Annotated in this window: 16 protein-coding genes and 2 riboswitches; of the genes, 10 read left to right on the top strand and 6 right to left on the bottom strand. The window is 74.0% G+C overall.

Features of this window, described 5'->3' with window-relative positions:
* Positions 1–35: 35 nt before the first annotated feature.
* Positions 36–284 (top strand): hypothetical protein, encoded by a 249-nt coding sequence (locus ACYVDA_RS18450; protein ID WP_460819950.1) that lies wholly within the window; start codon positions 36–38, stop codon positions 282–284.
* A gap of 88 nt (positions 285–372) precedes the next feature.
* Here ACYVDA_RS18450 and ACYVDA_RS18445 read toward each other — a convergent pair whose 3' ends face one another.
* The gene (locus ACYVDA_RS18445; RefSeq protein ID WP_460819949.1) at positions 373–1,284 is read right to left on the bottom strand and encodes a diacylglycerol/lipid kinase family protein; all 912 of its coding nucleotides are present in this window, start codon (positions 1,282–1,284) and stop codon (positions 373–375) included.
* Entirely contained in the window at positions 1,281–2,843 is a 1,563-nt protein-coding gene (locus ACYVDA_RS18440) for an FAD-binding oxidoreductase (protein ID WP_460819947.1), read from the bottom strand. The genes ACYVDA_RS18445 and ACYVDA_RS18440 overlap by 4 nt, the downstream gene beginning before the upstream one ends.
* Before the next feature lie 17 nt (positions 2,844–2,860).
* Here ACYVDA_RS18440 and ACYVDA_RS18435 point away from each other — a divergent pair, with 17 nt between their 5' ends.
* The 3 genes from ACYVDA_RS18435 to ACYVDA_RS18425 all read left to right on the top strand — a co-directional run bounded on the left by ACYVDA_RS18435 (position 2,861) and on the right by ACYVDA_RS18425 (position 5,807).
* Entirely contained in the window at positions 2,861–3,442 is a 582-nt protein-coding gene (locus ACYVDA_RS18435; protein ID WP_460819946.1) for a TetR/AcrR family transcriptional regulator, read from the top strand.
* The gene (locus ACYVDA_RS18430) at positions 3,439–4,950 is read left to right on the top strand and encodes a glycerol-3-phosphate dehydrogenase/oxidase (protein WP_460819945.1); all 1,512 of its coding nucleotides are present in this window, start codon (positions 3,439–3,441) and stop codon (positions 4,948–4,950) included. The genes ACYVDA_RS18435 and ACYVDA_RS18430 overlap by 4 nt, the downstream gene beginning before the upstream one ends.
* Positions 4,951–5,102: 152 nt before the next feature.
* A complete protein-coding gene (locus ACYVDA_RS18425) occupies positions 5,103–5,807 on the top strand; it encodes a hypothetical protein (protein WP_460819944.1) in 705 nt (234 codons plus the stop codon).
* 258 nt (positions 5,808–6,065) lie between these two features.
* Here the strand turns inward: ACYVDA_RS18425 and ACYVDA_RS18420 are convergent, their stop codons facing one another.
* Entirely contained in the window at positions 6,066–6,683 is a 618-nt protein-coding gene (locus ACYVDA_RS18420; protein WP_460819943.1) for a TetR/AcrR family transcriptional regulator, read from the bottom strand.
* A 166-nt stretch (positions 6,684–6,849) separates the two neighbouring features.
* Between ACYVDA_RS18420 and ACYVDA_RS18415 the strand changes: the two genes are divergently transcribed.
* The 3 genes from ACYVDA_RS18415 (at position 6,850) to ACYVDA_RS18405 (ending at position 9,677) form a co-directional block, all read left to right on the top strand.
* Positions 6,850–7,452, top strand: coding sequence for an SDR family oxidoreductase (locus ACYVDA_RS18415; RefSeq protein WP_460819942.1), 603 nt, complete (start codon positions 6,850–6,852; stop codon positions 7,450–7,452).
* Positions 7,453–7,808: 356 nt separating this feature from the next.
* Positions 7,809–8,762, top strand: coding sequence for an NAD(P)H-binding protein (locus tag ACYVDA_RS18410; protein ID WP_460819940.1), 954 nt, complete (start codon positions 7,809–7,811; stop codon positions 8,760–8,762).
* Between the two features lie 240 nt (positions 8,763–9,002).
* Complete coding sequence (locus ACYVDA_RS18405) at positions 9,003–9,677, top strand: TetR/AcrR family transcriptional regulator (RefSeq protein WP_460819938.1); 675 nt, start codon at positions 9,003–9,005, stop codon at positions 9,675–9,677.
* A 333-nt stretch (positions 9,678–10,010) separates the two neighbouring features.
* On the opposite strand, the gene bluB is transcribed toward ACYVDA_RS18405, so the two are convergent.
* Positions 10,011–11,723 (bottom strand): 5,6-dimethylbenzimidazole synthase, encoded by a 1,713-nt coding sequence (gene bluB, locus ACYVDA_RS18400; protein ID WP_460819937.1) that lies wholly within the window; start codon positions 11,721–11,723, stop codon positions 10,011–10,013.
* Between the two features lie 102 nt (positions 11,724–11,825).
* A riboswitch (cobalamin riboswitch) is annotated at positions 11,826–11,983 on the top strand.
* Between the two features lie 75 nt (positions 11,984–12,058).
* On the opposite strand from bluB, the gene ACYVDA_RS18395 reads away from it, so the two are divergent.
* From ACYVDA_RS18395 to ACYVDA_RS18385, 3 genes are read left to right on the top strand one after another with little or no spacing between them, the layout of a single operon-like run.
* Positions 12,059–12,892 (top strand): nitrite reductase, encoded by an 834-nt coding sequence (locus tag ACYVDA_RS18395; RefSeq protein WP_460819936.1) that lies wholly within the window; start codon positions 12,059–12,061, stop codon positions 12,890–12,892.
* A complete protein-coding gene (locus tag ACYVDA_RS18390; RefSeq protein ID WP_460819935.1) occupies positions 12,889–13,554 on the top strand; it encodes a precorrin-8X methylmutase in 666 nt (221 codons plus the stop codon). The genes ACYVDA_RS18395 and ACYVDA_RS18390 overlap by 4 nt, the downstream gene beginning before the upstream one ends.
* Positions 13,551–15,131 carry a precorrin-2 C(20)-methyltransferase gene (locus ACYVDA_RS18385; RefSeq protein WP_460819933.1) on the top strand — a complete coding sequence of 527 codons (1,581 nt, stop codon included), beginning with the start codon at positions 13,551–13,553 and terminating at the stop codon, positions 15,129–15,131. Before ACYVDA_RS18390 ends, ACYVDA_RS18385 begins: the two co-directional genes overlap by 4 nt.
* Here the strand turns inward: ACYVDA_RS18385 and cobM are convergent.
* Together cobM and cbiE are read right to left on the bottom strand one after the other, a co-directional pair.
* Positions 15,128–15,880 carry a precorrin-4 C(11)-methyltransferase gene (cobM, locus tag ACYVDA_RS18380; protein ID WP_460819931.1) on the bottom strand — a complete coding sequence of 251 codons (753 nt, stop codon included), beginning with the start codon at positions 15,878–15,880 and terminating at the stop codon, positions 15,128–15,130. The genes ACYVDA_RS18385 and cobM overlap by 4 nt on opposite strands.
* Entirely contained in the window at positions 15,877–17,118 is a 1,242-nt protein-coding gene (gene cbiE / locus ACYVDA_RS18375; protein WP_460819930.1) for a precorrin-6y C5,15-methyltransferase (decarboxylating) subunit CbiE, read from the bottom strand. Before cbiE ends, cobM begins: the two co-directional genes overlap by 4 nt.
* 47 nt (positions 17,119–17,165) lie before the next feature.
* Positions 17,166–17,316: riboswitch (cobalamin riboswitch) on the top strand.
* Positions 17,317–17,331: the final 15 nt, after the last annotated feature.

The following is a 17,331-nucleotide window of genomic DNA, read 5'->3' as shown; positions in this document are numbered from 1 at the left end:
CGTACGAGCACAACCTCCTGGGGACGCTCGACCCCGTGGCCTACGCCTTGGTGATGGACGCCATCACCCGCCGGGGACCGGCCGATCCGGCCCGGGTCGACCGGAGCGTGTGCGCACGTCAGTACATGCCGTACGTCGACCCCGCCGCGCTGGACCACGTGCCCGCCATCTACGGCGCCGGCAACATCCCCAGCGTGCTCACGCCTCTCGTCAACACCGCGGGTGCTCCGACGTACCTCCGCGAGCCACGGGTGCGTTGCTACGCCTTCGCCGCCGGGTGCTGAACCGGCACCGGCGGGGTTGACGGGGGCGTCACCGCAGGGTGGTCGTCGAGCTTGTCGGCCGGGAAGGCGGCGACCCGGTCCCCGTCGGTCATCGGGTGCCGGCTGCCAGCACCTGCAGGCCCGCGGGCACCACCTCGATCCGCGCCGGGTGCGCGGAGGAGGTCGGCAGACGCCCCAGGGGCTCGCCGTCGCCGCCGACCGGCGGTCCGGGGACGGCGCTCAGCTCGACCGTGGTGCCCTGGAGCACCGTCACCTGCTCCAGACCGGTGTGGGTGCCGCGGTAGACCCGCGGGAGGGCGCGGAGCATCTCGCGGCGCGACGCCGCCCCCACGACGACCACGTCCAGCAGCCCGTCGCAGACCGAGGCCCCGGGCGCGACGTGCATCCCCTTGCCGTAGTAGCCGGAGTTGGCGACCACCACCGTCGCCGCGTCGAAGGCGTGGTGTCGACCGTCGACCACCACCTCGAACGACGCCGGCACGTACCTCGAGAGCGCCGACACCGCGGCGTACGGGTACTGCACCCGAGACGGCAGCCACCGGACCCCGTCCACGATCTCGGCAGCGTGCGCGTCGACGCCGGCGTACACCGAGCCGACCACGAGGCGGGGGGCCGCGCCCGGGGTCGTGAACGAGATCAGGTCGACCGGTGTCGGCGCTCCGTGCAGCAGGAGATCGGCGAGCTCGACCGGGTCGGCAGGCAGGCCCAAGGTGCGGGCGAAGTCGTTGCCCCGGCCGGCCGGCAGCAGGCCGAGCACCCCGCCGAGTCCGGCGACCTCGCCGGTGACCGAGGAGAGCATCCCGTCACCGCCGACCGACACCACGACGTCTGCGCGACCCGCGGCCGTGCGCGCCAGGCCGGCGGTGTGCTCGAGTCCGGTGGAGTAGGCGACCTCGACCTCGGCGCCCGAGTCGCGCAACAGCCGCGCGACCGGCACCGCGACCTCGGGTCCAGCGCCTCCGCCCGAGGCCGGGTTGACCAGGAACTGGAAGGACCTCACGGGACCAGGACGCCCGGGTTGAGGATGCCGGCCGGGTCCAGGGCCGCCTTGACCGCGCGGAGCACGGTCACGCCGACCGGCCCGACCTGGCGCGCGAACCAGTCTCGGTGGTCGGTGCCCACGGCGTGGTGGTGGGTGATCGTCGCACCCGCGCCGAGGATCGCCTCGTTCGCCGCCGCCTTGGCCTGCAGCCACTGGGTGACCGGGTCGTCACCCTGGGGAGCGGCGACGGTGAAGTACAGCGAGCACCCGGTCTCGTAGACGTGCGAGACGTGGCACAGCACCAGCGCGGACTCACCCAGGCTCTCGGTGAGCGCCGCGCTCACGTCGGTGTGCAGCCGTTGCACGTTGCTCCAGAACGTGGCCGTCTCGAGCGTCTCGACGAGCACCCCGGCGTCCAGCATGGAGTCACGCAGGTACGGCGCCGCGAAGCGCCCCTCGAACCAGTGCCGGCCACGATCCTCCCCGAGCGGCGTCCCCCCGAGGGCGGTGAGCGCCCCCGAGACCTGGTCCCGGCGGACCTGCACCGCGTCGCCCTCGAACCCGACGATCATGAGCACCCCGGAGGTGGTCTCGCCACCGACGTCGGACTGGCTGGCCAGGTTCACGGCCGTCTCGTTCTCGTCGGAGAGCCGGAGGATCGTGGGCAACAGCTGACGCTGGGCCAGGTCGCGCATGGCGTCGCGTCCCGCCGCGAAGCTCTCGAACTGCCACGCCTCGTGGACCTGCTCGGCCGGCGCCCGGCGCACGCGCACCGTCACCTCGGTGATCACGCCGAAGGCCCCCTCGGAGCCCAGGAGCAGCTGACGGAGGTCGGGGCCCGCGGCATCGGCGGGGGCCGCACCCGTGACGATCTCGCCGACCGGGGTCGCGGCGCGCAACCCGACCACCATCTGGTCGAACCGTCCGAACCCGGCGCTGTTCTGCCCGCTGCTCCGGGTCGCGGCGAAGCCGCCGATGCTGGCGAACTCGAAGGACTGCGGGAAGTGACCCAAGGTGAACCCGTGCTCGACCAGGGCCGCCTCCGCCTCCGGTCCCCGCATCCCCGGCTGCAGGGTGGCGGTCATCGACGTGGCGTCCACCGCGAGCAGTCCGTTCATCCGGGCCAGGTCCAGGCTGACCACCCCGGCGTACCCCTCCCGGGCCGCGACCAGCCCACCGGTGACCGCCGTGCCGCCACCGAAGGGGACCACGGCGACGCCGTGCTCCTGGGCCCACGCCAGGACCGCCACGACCTCGTCGTGGGACCCGGGGCGCACCACGGCGTCCGGGGCGTCCCGCAGGTCACCGGACCGTGCTCGCAAGAGGTCGGGCGTGGACTTGCCCCGCGTGCGCAGCCGTCGCGTGGCGTCGTCGGTGCGCACGTGCTCCTCCCCCACCGTCCGCCGCAGGGAGACCAGCACCTCCTCGGGCAGGGCCGAGTCCGGCAGGACCACGTCCTCGACGGCCGGGCGTGGGGTCGGCGTGAAGGCCGCGTCCACCAGGGCCTGGGTCGAGTCGGGCAGGGGCCCGGCGGCACGAGGGTCGCCCCATCGCTGCGGATGCATCTCGCGAGTCATGCGGTACAGTGTGACATATGCCGTCAGATCGTAACAACGACCGTCTGCTCGACGCAGCACGCGAGGTCATCCTCACCGTCGGGCTCAGGCGCGCCACCCTGACCGATGTCGCCCGCAGCGCCGGGGTGTCTCGGATGACGGTCTACCGCGCCTTCCCCGACATGCAGACCATCCTGGCCGAGCTGATGACGCGCGAGTGGATCGCCCAGATCCACCCGGCGGCCGACCGGGCGGAGGAGGGCGCCGAGGGCGAAGCGGACCTGCTGGCCCGGCGCTTCGCCGCGGCCGTGGCCGCGCTGCGTGCGAACCCGCTCTTCCGGCGCATCGTGGACGTCGACCCCGAGCGGCTCCTCCCCTACCTCATCGACCGGCGCGGCCGCACGCAGGACTTCGTCCTGGGCCTGCTCGCCGAGCGCATCGCCACCGCCCAGGCCACCGGGGAGATCCGCGCCGGAGACCCGGTGCTCCTGGCCCGCTCGATGCTGCTCGCCGCCCACGGATTCGCACTGTCCGCCCACACCATGACCACCGACGGCCTCGACCAGTCCGCGCTGGACGCCGAGCTCGTCCACCTGCTCCGGAGGTACCTCGCCCCATGACCCGCATCTCCCCCGGCCTGACCGGCGTGACCCCCACCGTCGACGTGCTCGTGATCGGCCTCGGCGTCACCGGTGCCGGTGTCGCCCTCGACGCCGCCACCCGTGGTCTCAGCGTCCTGGCCGTCGACGCGCACGACCTCGCCTTCGGCACCTCGCGGTGGTCCAGCAAGCTGGTGCACGGAGGCCTGCGCTACCTCGCCCACGGACAGGTCGGCGTGGCCCGGGAGAGCGCCGTCGAGCGGGGCGTGCTCATGGAGACCACCGCGCCACACCTCACCCGGGCACTGCCCATGATGCTGCCGTTGACGGCCGGCGTCACCCGGGCCCATGCGGCTCTCGCTGCCGCCGGGCTGCACGCCGGCGACGTCCTGCGCATCACCGCGGGCACCAGCGTCGACACGCTGCCCCGCACCCGGCGACTCGACCGCGACGAGGCCCTGTCCCGCGCGCCGGGACTGCGACGGGCCGGCCTGCGCGGCGCGCTCCTGAGCTGGGACGGCCAGCTCGAGGACGACGCCCGTCTGGTCACCTGCCTGACCCGCACCGCCGCGCACCACGGCGCCCAGGTGCGCACGCGGTCCCGCGTCGTGTCGGCGCACGGGAACGGCGCCACCATCCGCGACGAGCTCACCGGTGCCACCCACGAGATCCGTGCCCGCGCCGTGGTCAACGCCGCCGGGGTGTGGGCGGGCACCATCAGCCCGGACGTCGAGCTCAAGCCCTCGCGCGGCACCCACCTGGTGATCCGGTCCTCGGCGATCCCCGGGCTGAGCACGGCACTGACGATCCCCGTTCCCGGCAGCACGAGCCGTTTCGTGCTCGCGCTCCCGCAACCGGACGGCACCACCTTCGTCGGCCTCACCGACGAGGAGACCGACGGGGAGATCCCCGACGTGCCACGAGGGACCGAGGGCGAGATCGGGTTCCTGCTCGACGTGCTCAACACGACCCTCGAGACCGGCGTACGCCGCGTGGACGTCGTCGGCTCCTACGCCGGGCTCCGTCCCCTGCTCCAGGCGGGCGGTGAGACCGCCGACCTGTCCCGCCAGCACGCCGTGCTCACCTCACCCGACGGCCTCGTCACGGTGGTCGGCGGCAAGCTCACCACCTACCGGCGGATGGCCCAGGACGCCGTCGACGCCATCGGCCTCACCGACGAGCCGTGCCGGACCCGGACGCTGCCCCTTCTCGGCGCCGCTCCCCGTGAGCAGCTCGCCCGGCTCGAGGCACCCGCACGACTGGTGCGCCGGTTCGGCACCGAGGCAGCCATGGTCCTGGACCGCGCGACCGAGGTGACCGGCCTGCCCCAGAGCGAGCTGCTCGCCCCCGGTCCGCAGGGGGTGACCTTGGCCGAGCTCGTGTTCGGGATCACCGACGAGGGGGCGATCAGCGTCGAGGACCTGCTCGACCGGCGTACACGCGTCGGGCTCGTGCCGGCAGACCGCTCCGCAGCCGAACCGATGGCTCGGCGCGCGCTCGACCTGGCCTCGAGCCCGACAGCACCCTGACTCGCGTCCGTGTGCGGTGCGGACCAGGACCCGACGACCGCCCTAAGCCGACCTGTGGGCCAGGTCTCACCCCGACTCGCAATCCCCCGGGACCCGCCGTGGCGAAGCACTCCTGTCCACACAGAGACACCCTCAACGTTTAGGAGCTCGACATGAGCAACATCTTCCCCACCCGCGGTCGCAAGGCCTTCGCCTCGGTCGCCATCGTCGTCGCCGGCCTCTCCATGGCCGCCTGCGGCTCCACCGACTCCACGAGCACCAAGGCCTCCTCCAGCTCCTCCACCGCGACCCAGCAGAAGGCCCCCAAGCCGGTCGCCTCCATCGACTCCCTCACCGGCAAGAACACCCAGGTCGCCCTGGACGCCGGCTTCGTCGCCGCGCTCAAGCAGCTCAAGCTCACTCCCGGCACGACCGGCACCGCCAAGCTCGTCGGTGGCGGCGGCACGCTGCAGTTCCCGATCTCCGGCGGCAACGTCACCGTCTTCAAGCCCGGCACGGTCTCGCCGTACGTCATCGGCCAGGTCCAGCACGAGGGCTCCGGCCTGTCGCTGACCGCCGGCGGCACCAAGGTCGAGATCAACAACCTCAACGTCGACCCCGGCGTCTCGCGGGTCTACGGCGACGTGCTGGTCAACGGCAAGGTCGCCGCCTCCAGCGCCTACGTCTTCTCCCTGGACGGCCGCACCCTCAAGCCCCTGACCACCGGTAACGGCACCGCCACCCTGCAGGGCACCAAGGTCGAGATCTCCCCGGTCGCGGCCGGCCTGCTGAACCAGACCTTCAAGACCTCGGCCGTGAAGCCCGGTCTGCTGGTCGGCATCGCCAAGATCACCGTGAGCACCACGCCCGGCAAGTGACCTCCCTCCGGGGACCTCACCCCTGGCGCTGACCCAGTCACACCACAGGACCTCCCAGACCGCTGCGGTCTGGGAGGTCCTGCCGTCACCTCACGATCCACAGCGTCCCGGCGCCTGCAGCTGGGCGCAGCGTCCGCCTCTGCCACCGTCACCGCACTGATCTTGAGGTGTGGCTGGTTCGGCCCCCGGATCGTCGGGTCCCCCGTCGTGGCGAGACGACGCTGACGGCTCACGCGAGACCCGCTGGAGCCGGCCCACTCACCCCGCGCTGTTGCCGGTGGCGTCTCCACCTACGTCGTCCCCGCTGCCGTCGCCACCGACCCCGCCGAGCGCCGCCACGAGCCAGGGCTGGATCACTGACTCCACGTGCTCGGGAGCAAGGTCGACCAACGCGTCCAACCGCAGGAAGTGCCGGCCGACCAGGAGACCGAGGATGAGCGACACCGCGAGGGCAGCACCCACCTGTTCCCCGCCCTCGTCGTCGCCCGCCCCGTCACACGCCCGCACGAGGTTGCGCACCCGGTCGTCCAGGAAGGCCTTCATGATCGCCGTCGCGTCAGGGTCGGTGAGCATGGAGCGCACCAGCGCCCGGGTCTGGGGCGTCGGCTCCTCCAGCCTGGCCCGGAGCACCCGGTCGAAGTGCTCGCCGAGATCGCCGTCCGGCACCTCGGTGCCGAGATCGATCGCGGCGAGGAACAGCTCACGCTTCGAACCGAAGTACTGCATGACCAACGATGCGTCGACGCCCGCGCGTGCAGCCACCTGCCGCACGGTGACGTCCTGCACCCCACGGTCACCGAACTCGGTACGAGCCGCCTCGAGGATCCGCTGCGCCGTGGCCTCACGACGGAGCGCACGGGACGAAGGAGTGACCACGCAGTCACTCTACGCTTGTTGAGCAAAGTAGTACTTTTGGATCAACAAGCGTTGAGCGAAAGGAAACCGTCATGGTCTCTGCCCCCCAGAACGTCGTGGTCATCGGCGCCTCCCGGGGCCTCGGCCTCGCGATCGCGCACGAGTACGTCCGCCGCGGGGGGCGAACGTGGTCGCCACGGCCCGGTCGGCTCGGCCCGACCCCCACGAGACAGACCACGATCACCTGCGCGTCGAGCAGGTGGACATCGACGTCGATGCTTCCGTGGACCTGCTGCGGGCCCGGCTCACGCCCGACCTCGAGGGCCGTGTCGACCTGTTGTTCGTCGTCGCGGGCGTCACCAACGGACCCGACGAGACTCCAGCGGACGTCGACCGCGACACCTTCACGCGGCTGATGCACACCAACGCCCTGAGCCCGATGCGCACGGTCGAGGCGCTGGAAGGTCTCGTCTCGCCCGACGGGACCATCGCCGTGATGTCATCGGGCCAGGGCAGCGTGACGAACAACGAGCGGGGCGGCTTCGAGATCTACCGGGCCAGCAAGTCGGCCCTCAACCAGCTCATGCGCAGCTACGCCGCCCGCCACCGTGACGACGGTCGAACCCTGCTGCTCACGGCGCCCGGCTGGGTCCGCACGGGACTCGGCGGCCCGCACGCCCCCCTCACGGCCGAGGAGACCGTGCCGCGACTCGTCGACGTCATCGAGGATCGACGCGGACGAGGCGGCCTGCAGTTCGTCGACTACCAGGGCCGGACCGTGGCCTGGTGATCGGCGAGGGCAGGACCACGCTCCGTCCGCACCGGCCGACGCCTGCTGGAGGGCAACCCGGTGGTCGCCCACGTCGACCCACGCGTCGTGGCACGCCGGGCCGGCCCTCCACGCACGTGGTTTGACGCAGAGGACCTCGGCCGCACAGCGGCACCCCTCCAGTTCCCGATGGCGCCAGCAGCATCCGTTCCCCACGGGCAGACGTCAGGGTTCCGGCGGACTCGGCGGGGCTCAGCGTCCCGGCGCGGGTGGCGACCACGGCGCCGGGACTCCACAGCCCATCCGACTCGCCCGTTCGCTCCGAGGGCCCAGCCCCCGGCCGAAGGCCGCCGCGGGCCACCGCCTACGTTCGTCGGATGCGAGTACTCGTCACCGGTGCCACCGGCTACATCGGATCCCGGCTCGTCCCTGAGCTCGTGGGCCGGGGGCACGAGGTGCACGCCGCCGTACGCCGGGAAGGCGGTACCGCCGACTTCGCCTGGTCCGGCGAGGTCACCGAGCGACTCTTCGACCTCGACGAGCCCGACCTGATCCGCTCCTCGGTCGAGGGCATCGACGCCGTCCTCTACCTCGTGCACTCCATGGACTCCACCGACTTCGTCCGCAAGGACCGCGCCGCGGCGGAGGCCGTGGCCGCGGCGTGCGAAGCCGCGGGAGTCGGTCGGATCGCCTACCTCTCGGGCCTGGTCCCCCACGCCGACCTGTCCGACCACCTGCGCTCACGGCTGGAGGTCGAGCAGGTGTTCCTCGGGTCCCCGGTGCCCGCCACGGTGCTGCGCGCCGCCATGGTGATCGGCTCAGGATCCACCTCGTTCGAGATCCTGCGCCGGCTCACCCGACGGGCCCCCGTGGCACCGATCCCCAGGTGGATGCGCAGCCGCCTCCAGCCAGTCGCCGTCGAAGACGTCGTGACGCTCCTGAGCGGCGCGTTGGACGGCACAGCGCGGGACCGCCACTACGACGTCGGTGGCGCCACGGTGGTGACCTACCCCGAGCTGCTCACGATGATCGCCGAGGTCATGGGGGTACGGCGCCCCCAGGTCGTGCTGCCCTGGGCTCCCCGGCGCCTCGTGGGCCCGCTCGTCGCCGCCCTGACCGGCATGGACCGACCCACCGTCACCGCGCTGGTCGAGAGCCTGTGCCACGACATGGTCTGCGAGGAGGACGACGCCTCCCGCGACCTGGCCCCACCCGGCTTCGCCTACCTCCCGCTGGTCGAGGCGTTCCGGCGCTCCCTGGACGACCAGGGTCAGGACGGCACGCGATCCGGTGACGACCGCCAAGCAGGGGCACCGACCGACCAGGCCTGAGCCCGCCTCGGCCAGCCGTGCACACCGCGCCCGGGTGCGAGTGTCGAGCTCATTCGCTCACCCGCTCAGCGGGTCCTCCGGTCGTCCGATGGCGAAGACTGCCCACCGAACAGGTGGGCCGCCCGAGCCCCACGATGGTCAGCAGCGCGCGTCTGAACCCCGATCCATCGACGCTCCCCTCGAGTGATCCCCGCCCGCGTCCGCCAACATATCGTGCACCGGCGCGGGATACTGGCCCGCATGGACCGCAACACGGGCTCGACCGGCACCGGTCGCACCTACGACAGCAGCGGTCGCCGCCGAGCAGCCGAGCAGCGGCGTCAGCACGTCGCGACGGTCGCCGCCGAGCTGTTCGCCACCCACGGCTGGATCGGCACCACGATCGCCGGCGTCGCCGCGGGCGCAGGGGTCTCACCCGAGCTGGTGCAACGGACCTTCGGCGGCAAGGCCGGACTCCTGATGACCGCGTTCCGCCAAGCGAGCTTCGACCGGGACGTCAACACCCGCGAGCTGCTCGCCGACCTGCACCTCGACGACGAGCCAGACCGCCAAGTGCGCCTGGAGGCCATCATCGAGCTGTCCTGCCGCGCTTTGGCACCGACAGCGCCGCTGGTGCCCGTGCTCCTCCACGCCGCCGCCCAGGACGACACCGTCAGGGCGCTCTACCAGCAAGCCCGACACCACCACCGGCAGGCCGCCCACGACATCGTCGAACTGCTGGCACCCGGCCCCGTCCCAGCCGATGCGGTCGACGAGGTCACCGTCATGATCCTGCCGCAGACCTACCTGGTCTTCACCCAGGACCTCGGCTGGACCACCGACCGCTATGCAGCCTGGCTGCATCGCGGGTTGCAGCGAGCGGTCGCGCCTGTTCCGCCGGGGGCCCGAGCCGAGTCGCGGTCGCGCACCTCGTGACCGGCTGGAGCCAGGCGGGACCCCTTGGACTCACCCGCCGCTCCATCGCGGGCGCCCCATCCCTCTCCTGGCTCATTGACAGGCCACGCCCCACCCCCATCACGCTCACGCGGGTAGGGCAAGAGCGGCCCTGGGGCCGGTCGTCCGGTCAGTCGCAGACGAGGGCACCTAGCTGGACTAGTTGGCCATCCGAGGCTTGGGCCAATTCGTTGCCTGTCGCGCCGGAGCCGGGGTAGCCCTGCCGGGCTCTGGCTGCCCTGCCCTGCGCCCGCGCAGCACCGCGTGCGCAGCGCCTGAGGGCGCGTGGCGAAGGAGGTGACCCGCGGGAGGGACTCAGGCGCCTCTCGCCGGTGCTGTCCGGCCGATCCCCCGACGCAGGTTCACCCCGGTGACCAGCAGCCCGCAGGCGAGAGTTGCCCCGACACCCTCCCCGGCGCGCAGCCGCAGGTCCAGCAACGGCTCCAACCCCAGGTGCTCGAGCACCCGCGCGTGGCCGCGCTCGCGACTGCGCTGCCCGGCGACCAGGTAGGCGGCCGCCGCGGGCTCCACCGCGACGGCGACGAGGGCGGCCACGCTCGTGCAGAGGCCGTCGAGGACGCTCACCGTGCCTTCGGAGGCGGCACCCAGGACGGCCCCGGCGAGCACGCACAGCTCGGGCCCCCCGACGGCCGCCAACGCGTCGACCGGCGACAGCGGTGCCGGGCCCCGCTCGGCCCGCACGCGGGCGAGCGCGGCATCGACGACGCCGGCCTTGCGCGCCACCATGGCGGTGTCGGCACCGGCTCCGAGCCCCACCACCTCGCTCGCGGGAAGGTCGAGCAGGAGCGCGGCCAGAGCGGCGGCGACGGTCGTGTTGCCGATGCCGACCTCCCCCAGCGCGAGCAGCGCGTGACGGGAGCCGATCCTCGCGCCCGTGCTCCGACCGAGCTCGACCAGCTCCGTGGCCCGGTCCGGGGAGAGCGCGTCGGAGAGCACCAGGTCGCCGGTCGCCGAGCCGGCGTCCACGACCTCGATCCCGAGACCCGTCGCGGCCGCCGCTGCAGCCCCCGCCGACTCCCCGGCCCGGGTGGCTGCCAGGACGTCGTCGGTGACCGAGTCCGCAAAGGCCGAGACGTCGTGGCGGGTGACCAGGTGGCGTCCCCCCGCGAGGAGCAGCTGCCCGCTCAGCCCCACCCGTCCACGTCCCCGTCCCACGGCCTCGACCCGGTCGATGCACCGGTCCAGCAGCCCCAGGGACCCCGGGGTGGTCAGCAGCTCGTCCGCGGCGTCGCGGGCTGCGACCACGGCATCGTTGCGGGGAGACCGCAGGTGCGACGTCGGTGCGACGCTGGAGTCGTCCCACCGCTCGTGCAGGATCACGTCCTCGACCGGCTGACGGCGCGACCACCCGGCCCGCTCCAAGCCGGGCTCGGGCGGACGCTCGTCGGGCCACCCCAGGCAGAGCCACCCGAGCGTGACGACCCCCTCCGGCACCCCGACCAGGGCCTCGAGCTCGGCGGGGTCGAAGAGGGTGACCCAGCCGACGCCCAGGCCCTCGGCCCGGGCGGCGAGCCAGAGGTTCTGGATCGCGCAGGCGCACGACCACAGGTCGGCGTCGGGGAAGGTGGCCCGCCCCAGGACCCCGCCGGCGGGGGTCCTGCGGTCGCACGCGACCACGACCCCCACGGGAGCCTCGCGGATCCCCTCCAGCTGCAGGTCCAGGAGCCGACGTGCCGAGTCGCCCTCCAGCTCGCGGGCCTGGCGCAGGCGCTGCTCGTCGGCCATCCGGGCTGCCCGGTCGCGGGTCGTCGGCTCGGAGACCACGATGAAGCGCCAGGGCTGGCTGTGGCCCACGGACGGGGCCTGGTGGGCCGCGCCGAGCACTCGGCGGACCAGCTCGGGGTCCAGCGCGTCCGGGCGGTAGCGGCGGATGTCGCGCCGGGCGCCGACGACGTCGTAGAGAGCGCGTCGCGACTCCGACGGGAAGGCCCACGCCTCGACCTCCGCAGCGCGCTCGGCCGCCGAGGTGGGGTCTCCGACCAGGGGTACGGGCCGGTTCCAGGTCATGGGGCGCGAGTCTAGAGGCGGCCCGAGCGGCGCGGTCGGAGGTCCGGCCCGCCGGTGTCGCTCCCGTCCTGGTCTTGGTAGCGTGCCGATCGCCAGTCAACCTCTCGTGGTCCGCCACGGGGGCGCAGGGAACCCGGTGAGAACCCGGGACTGACGCGCAGCGGTGAAGGTGACGGGCGGGGCCCTGTCTCACGACAGCCACTGGACCTCACGGTCCGGGAAGGCGTCCCGCACCGGGTGATCCTGAGTCCGAAGACCTGCTGGCCCTTGCGGCGACCGTCGCGAGGTCACCCGCGGGTCCCGCGTCCGGGCCCCTGACCTCCTAGGACCCCCCGGTGCCGCTCTCCCCCCCGCGGATCCGCCGTGACCGCTGCCCGAGCGTGCTGCGTCCTTGGGCCGCCGACGACGGGGCGCTGGTCCGGGTGCGCCTGCCGGGCGGCCGCCTCCCGGCCCGCTCCCTCGCGGCCCTGGCCCAGGTCGCCCGGGTCCACGGCGACGGCGAGGTGCACCTGACCGGCCGCGCCAACCTGCAGCTCAGGGCGCTCCCGTGGGACGGGGACCACCTGCGCGACGACGTCGTCGAGGCCGTGGCCGCCACGGGCCTCCTCCCCTCGCGCACCCACGAGCTGGCCCGCAACATCATGTGCTCACCCCTGACCGGGGTCAGCGGCGGCCGGAGCGACCTGCGCGACACCACCCGCCAGCTCGACGCACGGCTGCAGGCCTCCCCGGCGCTGGCCGACCTGCCGGGGCGGTTCCTGTTCCTGCTCGACGACGGTCGCGGCGACCTGGTCGACCGCGAGGCCGACGTCGCGGCCGTGGCGCTCGACCCGGGCACGGTCCAGCTCAGGGTGGGTGACGCGTGGGGCCCGGTGGTGGCCGCGCGCGACGTCTCCGCCCGGATGGTCGAGCTGGCCGAGCGCTTCCTGCAGCACCGGGGCGACGACGAGACGGCTGCGTGGCACGTGGTCGAGCTCGAGACCCGGCTCGAACCACCGGGCCCGGCCGACCCCCGTCTCCCCGCAGCCTCCGGCCACCCGGCGTACGACGGAGTGGACCACGCCGAGGTCCCCGGTGGCGTGCTGACCGCCGAGCTCGTCGAGGAGCTGGTCGCCCCTGGGCGCGACCTCGTGGTCACGCCCTGGCACGGGATCGTGGTCACCCCGTGACGCACCCCACCCGACCGCCCGTCCGCTACGACTACGAGGACCGGGGAGCGGCCATCTACGTCGACTCCTTCGCCACCATCCGCCGCGAGACCCGGCTCGACGCCGTGCCCCGCGACGCCGAGTCCGTGGCGGTGCGGATGGTGCACGGGACCGGGCAGGTGGACCTCGTCGACGACCTGGTCGTCCACCCCCACCTGGTCCGAGCCGCGCGCGGGGCCCTCGAGGCGGGCGCGCCGATCCTGACCGACGCCCACATGGTCGCCTCCGGGATCACCCGCGCCCGGCTCCCGGCCGACAACGACGTCGTCTGCCTGCTGCGCGACGACCGCGTCCCCGACCTGGCCCGCACCTGGGGCACCACCCGCTCCGCGGCCGCCGTCTCGCTGTGGGAGCCCCTCCTGGAGGGCGCGGTGGTGGCGATCGGCAACGCTCCGACCGCGCTGTTCCACCTGCTGGAGATGCTGCTCGACGGGGCTCCGCGACCGGCGGCCGTGGTGGGCTGCCCCGTCGGGTTCATCGGGGCCGCCGAGTCCAAGCAGGCGCTGGAGTCCCTGGCGCAGGACCACGGCCTCGACGTCCCGTTCCTCACGGTCCGCGGACGGCGCGGCGGGTCCGCCATGACCGTCTCCGCGATCAACGCGCTGGCCCAGGAGCAGGAGTGACCACGCCCGCCTCCGGCCGCTTCTACGGCGTCGGCCTCGGCCCCGGGGACCCCGAGCTGGTGACCCTCAAGGCCGCCCGCCTGATCGCCTCGGCCGACGTCGTGGCCTACCACGCCGGCGTCGGCAAGCAGTCGAACGCCCGCCGCATCGCGGCCGACCTGATCCCTCCGACCGCGATCGAGGAGGAGCTGCGCTACCCGGTCACGACGGGGCCCACCGCCCACCCGGGCGGCTACGCGGGAGCCATGGCCGAGTTCTACGAGGAGTCGGCCGCGCGCCTCGCCGTGCACCTCGAGCAGGGACGCACCGTGGTCCTCCTGGCCGAGGGCGACCCGCTGTTCTACGGCTCGTACATGTACATGCACGACCGGCTCTCCGACCGCTTCCCCACCGAGGTCGTGCCCGGCGTCCCGGCCTTCGCCGCCGCGACCGCCGCGGTGGCCTCGCCGCTGGTGCGCCAGACCGACGTGCTCACCATCCTCCCCGGCACCCTGCCCGCGCCGGAGCTGGCCCGTCGGCTCGCCGACACCGACGGCGCCATCATCATGAAGCTCGGGCGCACCTTCCCGGCGGTCCGCGCGGCGCTGCACGAGGCGGGGCGGCTGGACCACGCGCTCTACGTCGAGCGGGCCTCGATGCCCACCGAGCGGTGGCTCCCGGTGCGCGACGTCGACCCCGCCACCGTGCCCTACTTCTCGCTCATCGTGGTCACCGGCGACAGTCGCCACGACCAGCCGACCGGGCGACGTGCCCCGGTCACCACCCCCGCCACGACCGCCGCCACCGGGCGCGCCGCCGACCCCGTCGCGACCGGCGAGGTGCTGGTCGTGGGGCTGGGGCCCGGCCCGGACGCCTGGGTCACCCCCGAGGTCACGCAGGCGCTGGCGGACGTCGACCACGTCGTCGGCTACGCCCCCTACGTCGACCGCGTGCCCCAGCGGGTCGGCCTGACCCGGCACGCCTCGGGCAACACCGTCGAGCTGGACCGGTCGCGACTGGCCCTGGACCTGGCCCTGCGCGGGGAGCGTGTCGCCGTCGTCTCCGGCGGTGACGCCGGGGTCTTCGGCATGGCCACCGCGGTCCTCGAGGCGGCCGAGGACCCGGCGTACGCCGAGGTGGCGGTGCGGGTCCTCCCGGGCGTCAGCGCCGTCCAGGCCGTCGCCGCCCGGGCCGGCGCCCCGATCGGCGCGGACTTCGCGGTGATGAGCCTCTCGGACCGGCTCAAGCCGTGGGCGCTGATCGAGCAGCGCCTGCGTGCGGTCGCGCAGGCGGACCTGGTGCTCAGCATCTACAACCCGGCCTCGCGCACGCGCACCGAGCAGGTCGGCGAGGCGCGGCGGGTGCTGCTGGAGCACCGCTCGCCCGACACCGTGGTGGTGGTGGGTCGCGACGTCGGTCGCGCCGAGGAGTCGCTGTCGGTCACGACCCTGGGCGACCTCGACCCCGCGACCATCGACATGAAGTGCCTGCTGATCATCGGGTCCTCCGGCACCCGGGTCGCGGCGTCGGGTGCCGTGTGGACCCCGCGGTCCACCCCGGGCGGGACGAGGAGCGGCGTGGCGGAGGGCCGGCCCTAGCGCTTCGCGGTCCGGTCGCGGGCGGCGTCGTACAGGAACGACTCCCCGCCCCCGCGCGGGTCCAGCGCGCGCCCGACCAGGATCACGGCCGCCTGCCGCAGGCCGGCCGCCTCGACCCGGTCGGCGATGTCGGCCACGGTGCCCCGCAGCACGAGCTCCTCGGGCTGGCTCGCCCGGTGCACCACCACGACGGGGCAGTCGGCGCCGTACTCCCCCACCAGATCGGCCATCGCCTCCCGCGTCCGGGTGATCGCCAGGTGCAGCGCCAGGGTGGCGCGCGTGGCGGCGAAGCGGCGCAGGTCCTCGGTCGCGGGCATCGCGGTGGACCGGGCCTGGGCCCGGGTCAGGACCACCGACTGGGTGACGAGCGGGACGGTGAGCTCGCGGCCCACGGCCGCGGCAGCGGCGGCGTACGCCGGGACACCGGGCGTGACGTCCCAGGGCACCCCGGCCGCGTCGAGACGCCGGGTCTGCTCGGCCACCGCGGAGTAGAGCGAGGGGTCGCCCGAGACCAGCCGCACCACGTCGAGACCGTCCTGGTGGGCCTCCACGAGGACCCCGACGATCTGGTCCAGGTCCAGGTGCTGGGTGTCCACGAGGCGGGCGTCGTCGCGGCAGTGCCCCAGCACGCCGTCCTCGAGGTAGGTGCCCGGGAACAGCACGACCTCGGCCGCCTGCAGCATGCCGACGGCCCTCAGGGTGACCAGGTCCGCGGCTCCCGGCCCGGCCCCGACGAAGTGCACGGTCATCTCTTCTCCCAGCTCCACTGCGTGACGGCTCGGGCGGGCGTCCACCCGGTGAACGTGCCCACGGGCTCGGCGTGCTCGACCAGGATCCGGGTCAGGTCGCCGCCGTCGCGGGCGTGGGCGTCGACGAGCAGCCGCTCGGTCTCCAGGGTCACCGCGTGGACCACGAGCCGCCCGCCGGGCCGCAGCGCCGCCCGGCACGCCTCGAGCACGCCGGGCCTGCTCGCCCCCCCGCCCACGAACACGGCGTCGGGGGGTGCGAGGTCCTCCAGCGCCGCCGGAGCCCGCCCCTGGACCACCCGGAGGTGGGGCACCCCGAGCGCCGCGGCGTTGCGGCCGATCCGCTCGGCCCGCTCGGCGTGCGACTCCACGGCGACCGCCCGGCAGGCCGGGTGGGCCCGCAGCCACTCGATGCCGACCGAGCCCGCCCCGGCGCCCACGTCCCACAGCAGCTGACCGGGGGCGGGGGCCAGCCGAGCCAGGGCCGAGGCGCGGACGTCGCGCTTGGTGAGCTGCCCGTCGTGCTCGTACGCCGCGTCCGGCAGGCCCGGCGCCCAGGAGACGACCGCCGGGGCCGGCGCAGCCACGTCGTCGCGGACCACCTCGACGGCCACGACGTTGAGGCGAGGAGCGGGTCCGGACCGTCCCGCGACCCAGTCCTGCGCCGACCCGTGGACGCGGGACTCCGCACCCCCGAGGTCGCCCAGGACGGTCACGGCCGAGTCGGCACACCCGCTGCCCACGAGCAGGCCGGCCACGGTGGCCGGGGTCGTCTCGTCGGAGGAGAGCACCAGCACGCGTCGACCCGGGGCCAGGAACCGCACGAGCGCGTGCGGGTCGCGCCCGACCAGGCTGACCACGTCGTGCTCCTCGGCCGGCCAGCCCATCCGGGCCCGGGCCAGGGCCACCGAGGAGACCCCTGGCTCGACCCGGACCGCGTCGGCCCCCAGCAGCCCGATCAGCGTCGATCCGATGCCCGACACCAGCGGGTCGCCGGAGGCCAGCGCGACGACCGGGCGGTCGGCGTACCTCTCCAGGAGGGGCGGGAGTCCGCTGCGCAACGGCGACGGCCACGGCTCGCGCGCCTGGCCCTCCACCGCGGGGACGAGGTCGAGGTGGCGCCGTCCGCCGAGCAGGACCGGGGCCGAGGAGACCACCTCGCGCAGGCGGTCGGGCAGACCCGCCCAGCCCTCGGCGCCGAGGCCCACGACGGTGACGCGGGGACGGGCGGTCGGGGACATGTGCGCAGACGCTATCGTGTCGCCCGACAGGCACGAGGTGCCCCGACGGCCAGCACGCGACACGTGGCCCGACGGGAGAATCTGGGAAGCCCGGTGAGAATCCGGCACAGGCCCGCTGCGGTGATCCGGACGGCGTCGATCAGGGGATCGGCACCGATCAGGACGAGTCCGAGGACCGGCCCCGCGCCACTTGTTCGCTGGCTGACGAGCGGG

It is taken from the genome of Nocardioides korecus (assembly GCF_054778395.1).
The sequence above is the reverse complement of the archived record's forward strand: the minus strand, read 5'-3'. Positions and strand labels throughout refer to the sequence as shown.

What these genes read in the sequence shown, in the direction of transcription:
- ACYVDA_RS18440 (WP_460819947.1), bottom strand. Translation starts at nt 2,843, where the DNA reads ATGACTCGCGAGATGCATCCGCAGCGATGGGGCGACCCTCGTGCCGCC.
- ACYVDA_RS18435 (WP_460819946.1), top strand. Translation starts at nt 2,861, where the DNA reads ATGCCGTCAGATCGTAACAACGACCGTCTGCTCGACGCAGCACGCGAG.
- ACYVDA_RS18430 (WP_460819945.1), top strand. Translation starts at nt 3,439, where the DNA reads ATGACCCGCATCTCCCCCGGCCTGACCGGCGTGACCCCCACCGTCGAC.
- ACYVDA_RS18425 (WP_460819944.1), top strand. Translation starts at nt 5,103, where the DNA reads ATGAGCAACATCTTCCCCACCCGCGGTCGCAAGGCCTTCGCCTCGGTC.
- ACYVDA_RS18410 (WP_460819940.1), top strand. Translation starts at nt 7,809, where the DNA reads ATGCGAGTACTCGTCACCGGTGCCACCGGCTACATCGGATCCCGGCTC.
- ACYVDA_RS18405 (WP_460819938.1), top strand. Translation starts at nt 9,003, where the DNA reads ATGGACCGCAACACGGGCTCGACCGGCACCGGTCGCACCTACGACAGC.
- bluB (WP_460819937.1), bottom strand. Translation starts at nt 11,723, where the DNA reads ATGACCTGGAACCGGCCCGTACCCCTGGTCGGAGACCCCACCTCGGCG.
- cobM (WP_460819931.1), bottom strand. Translation starts at nt 15,880, where the DNA reads ATGACCGTGCACTTCGTCGGGGCCGGGCCGGGAGCCGCGGACCTGGTC.
- cbiE (WP_460819930.1), bottom strand. Translation starts at nt 17,118, where the DNA reads ATGTCCCCGACCGCCCGTCCCCGCGTCACCGTCGTGGGCCTCGGCGCC.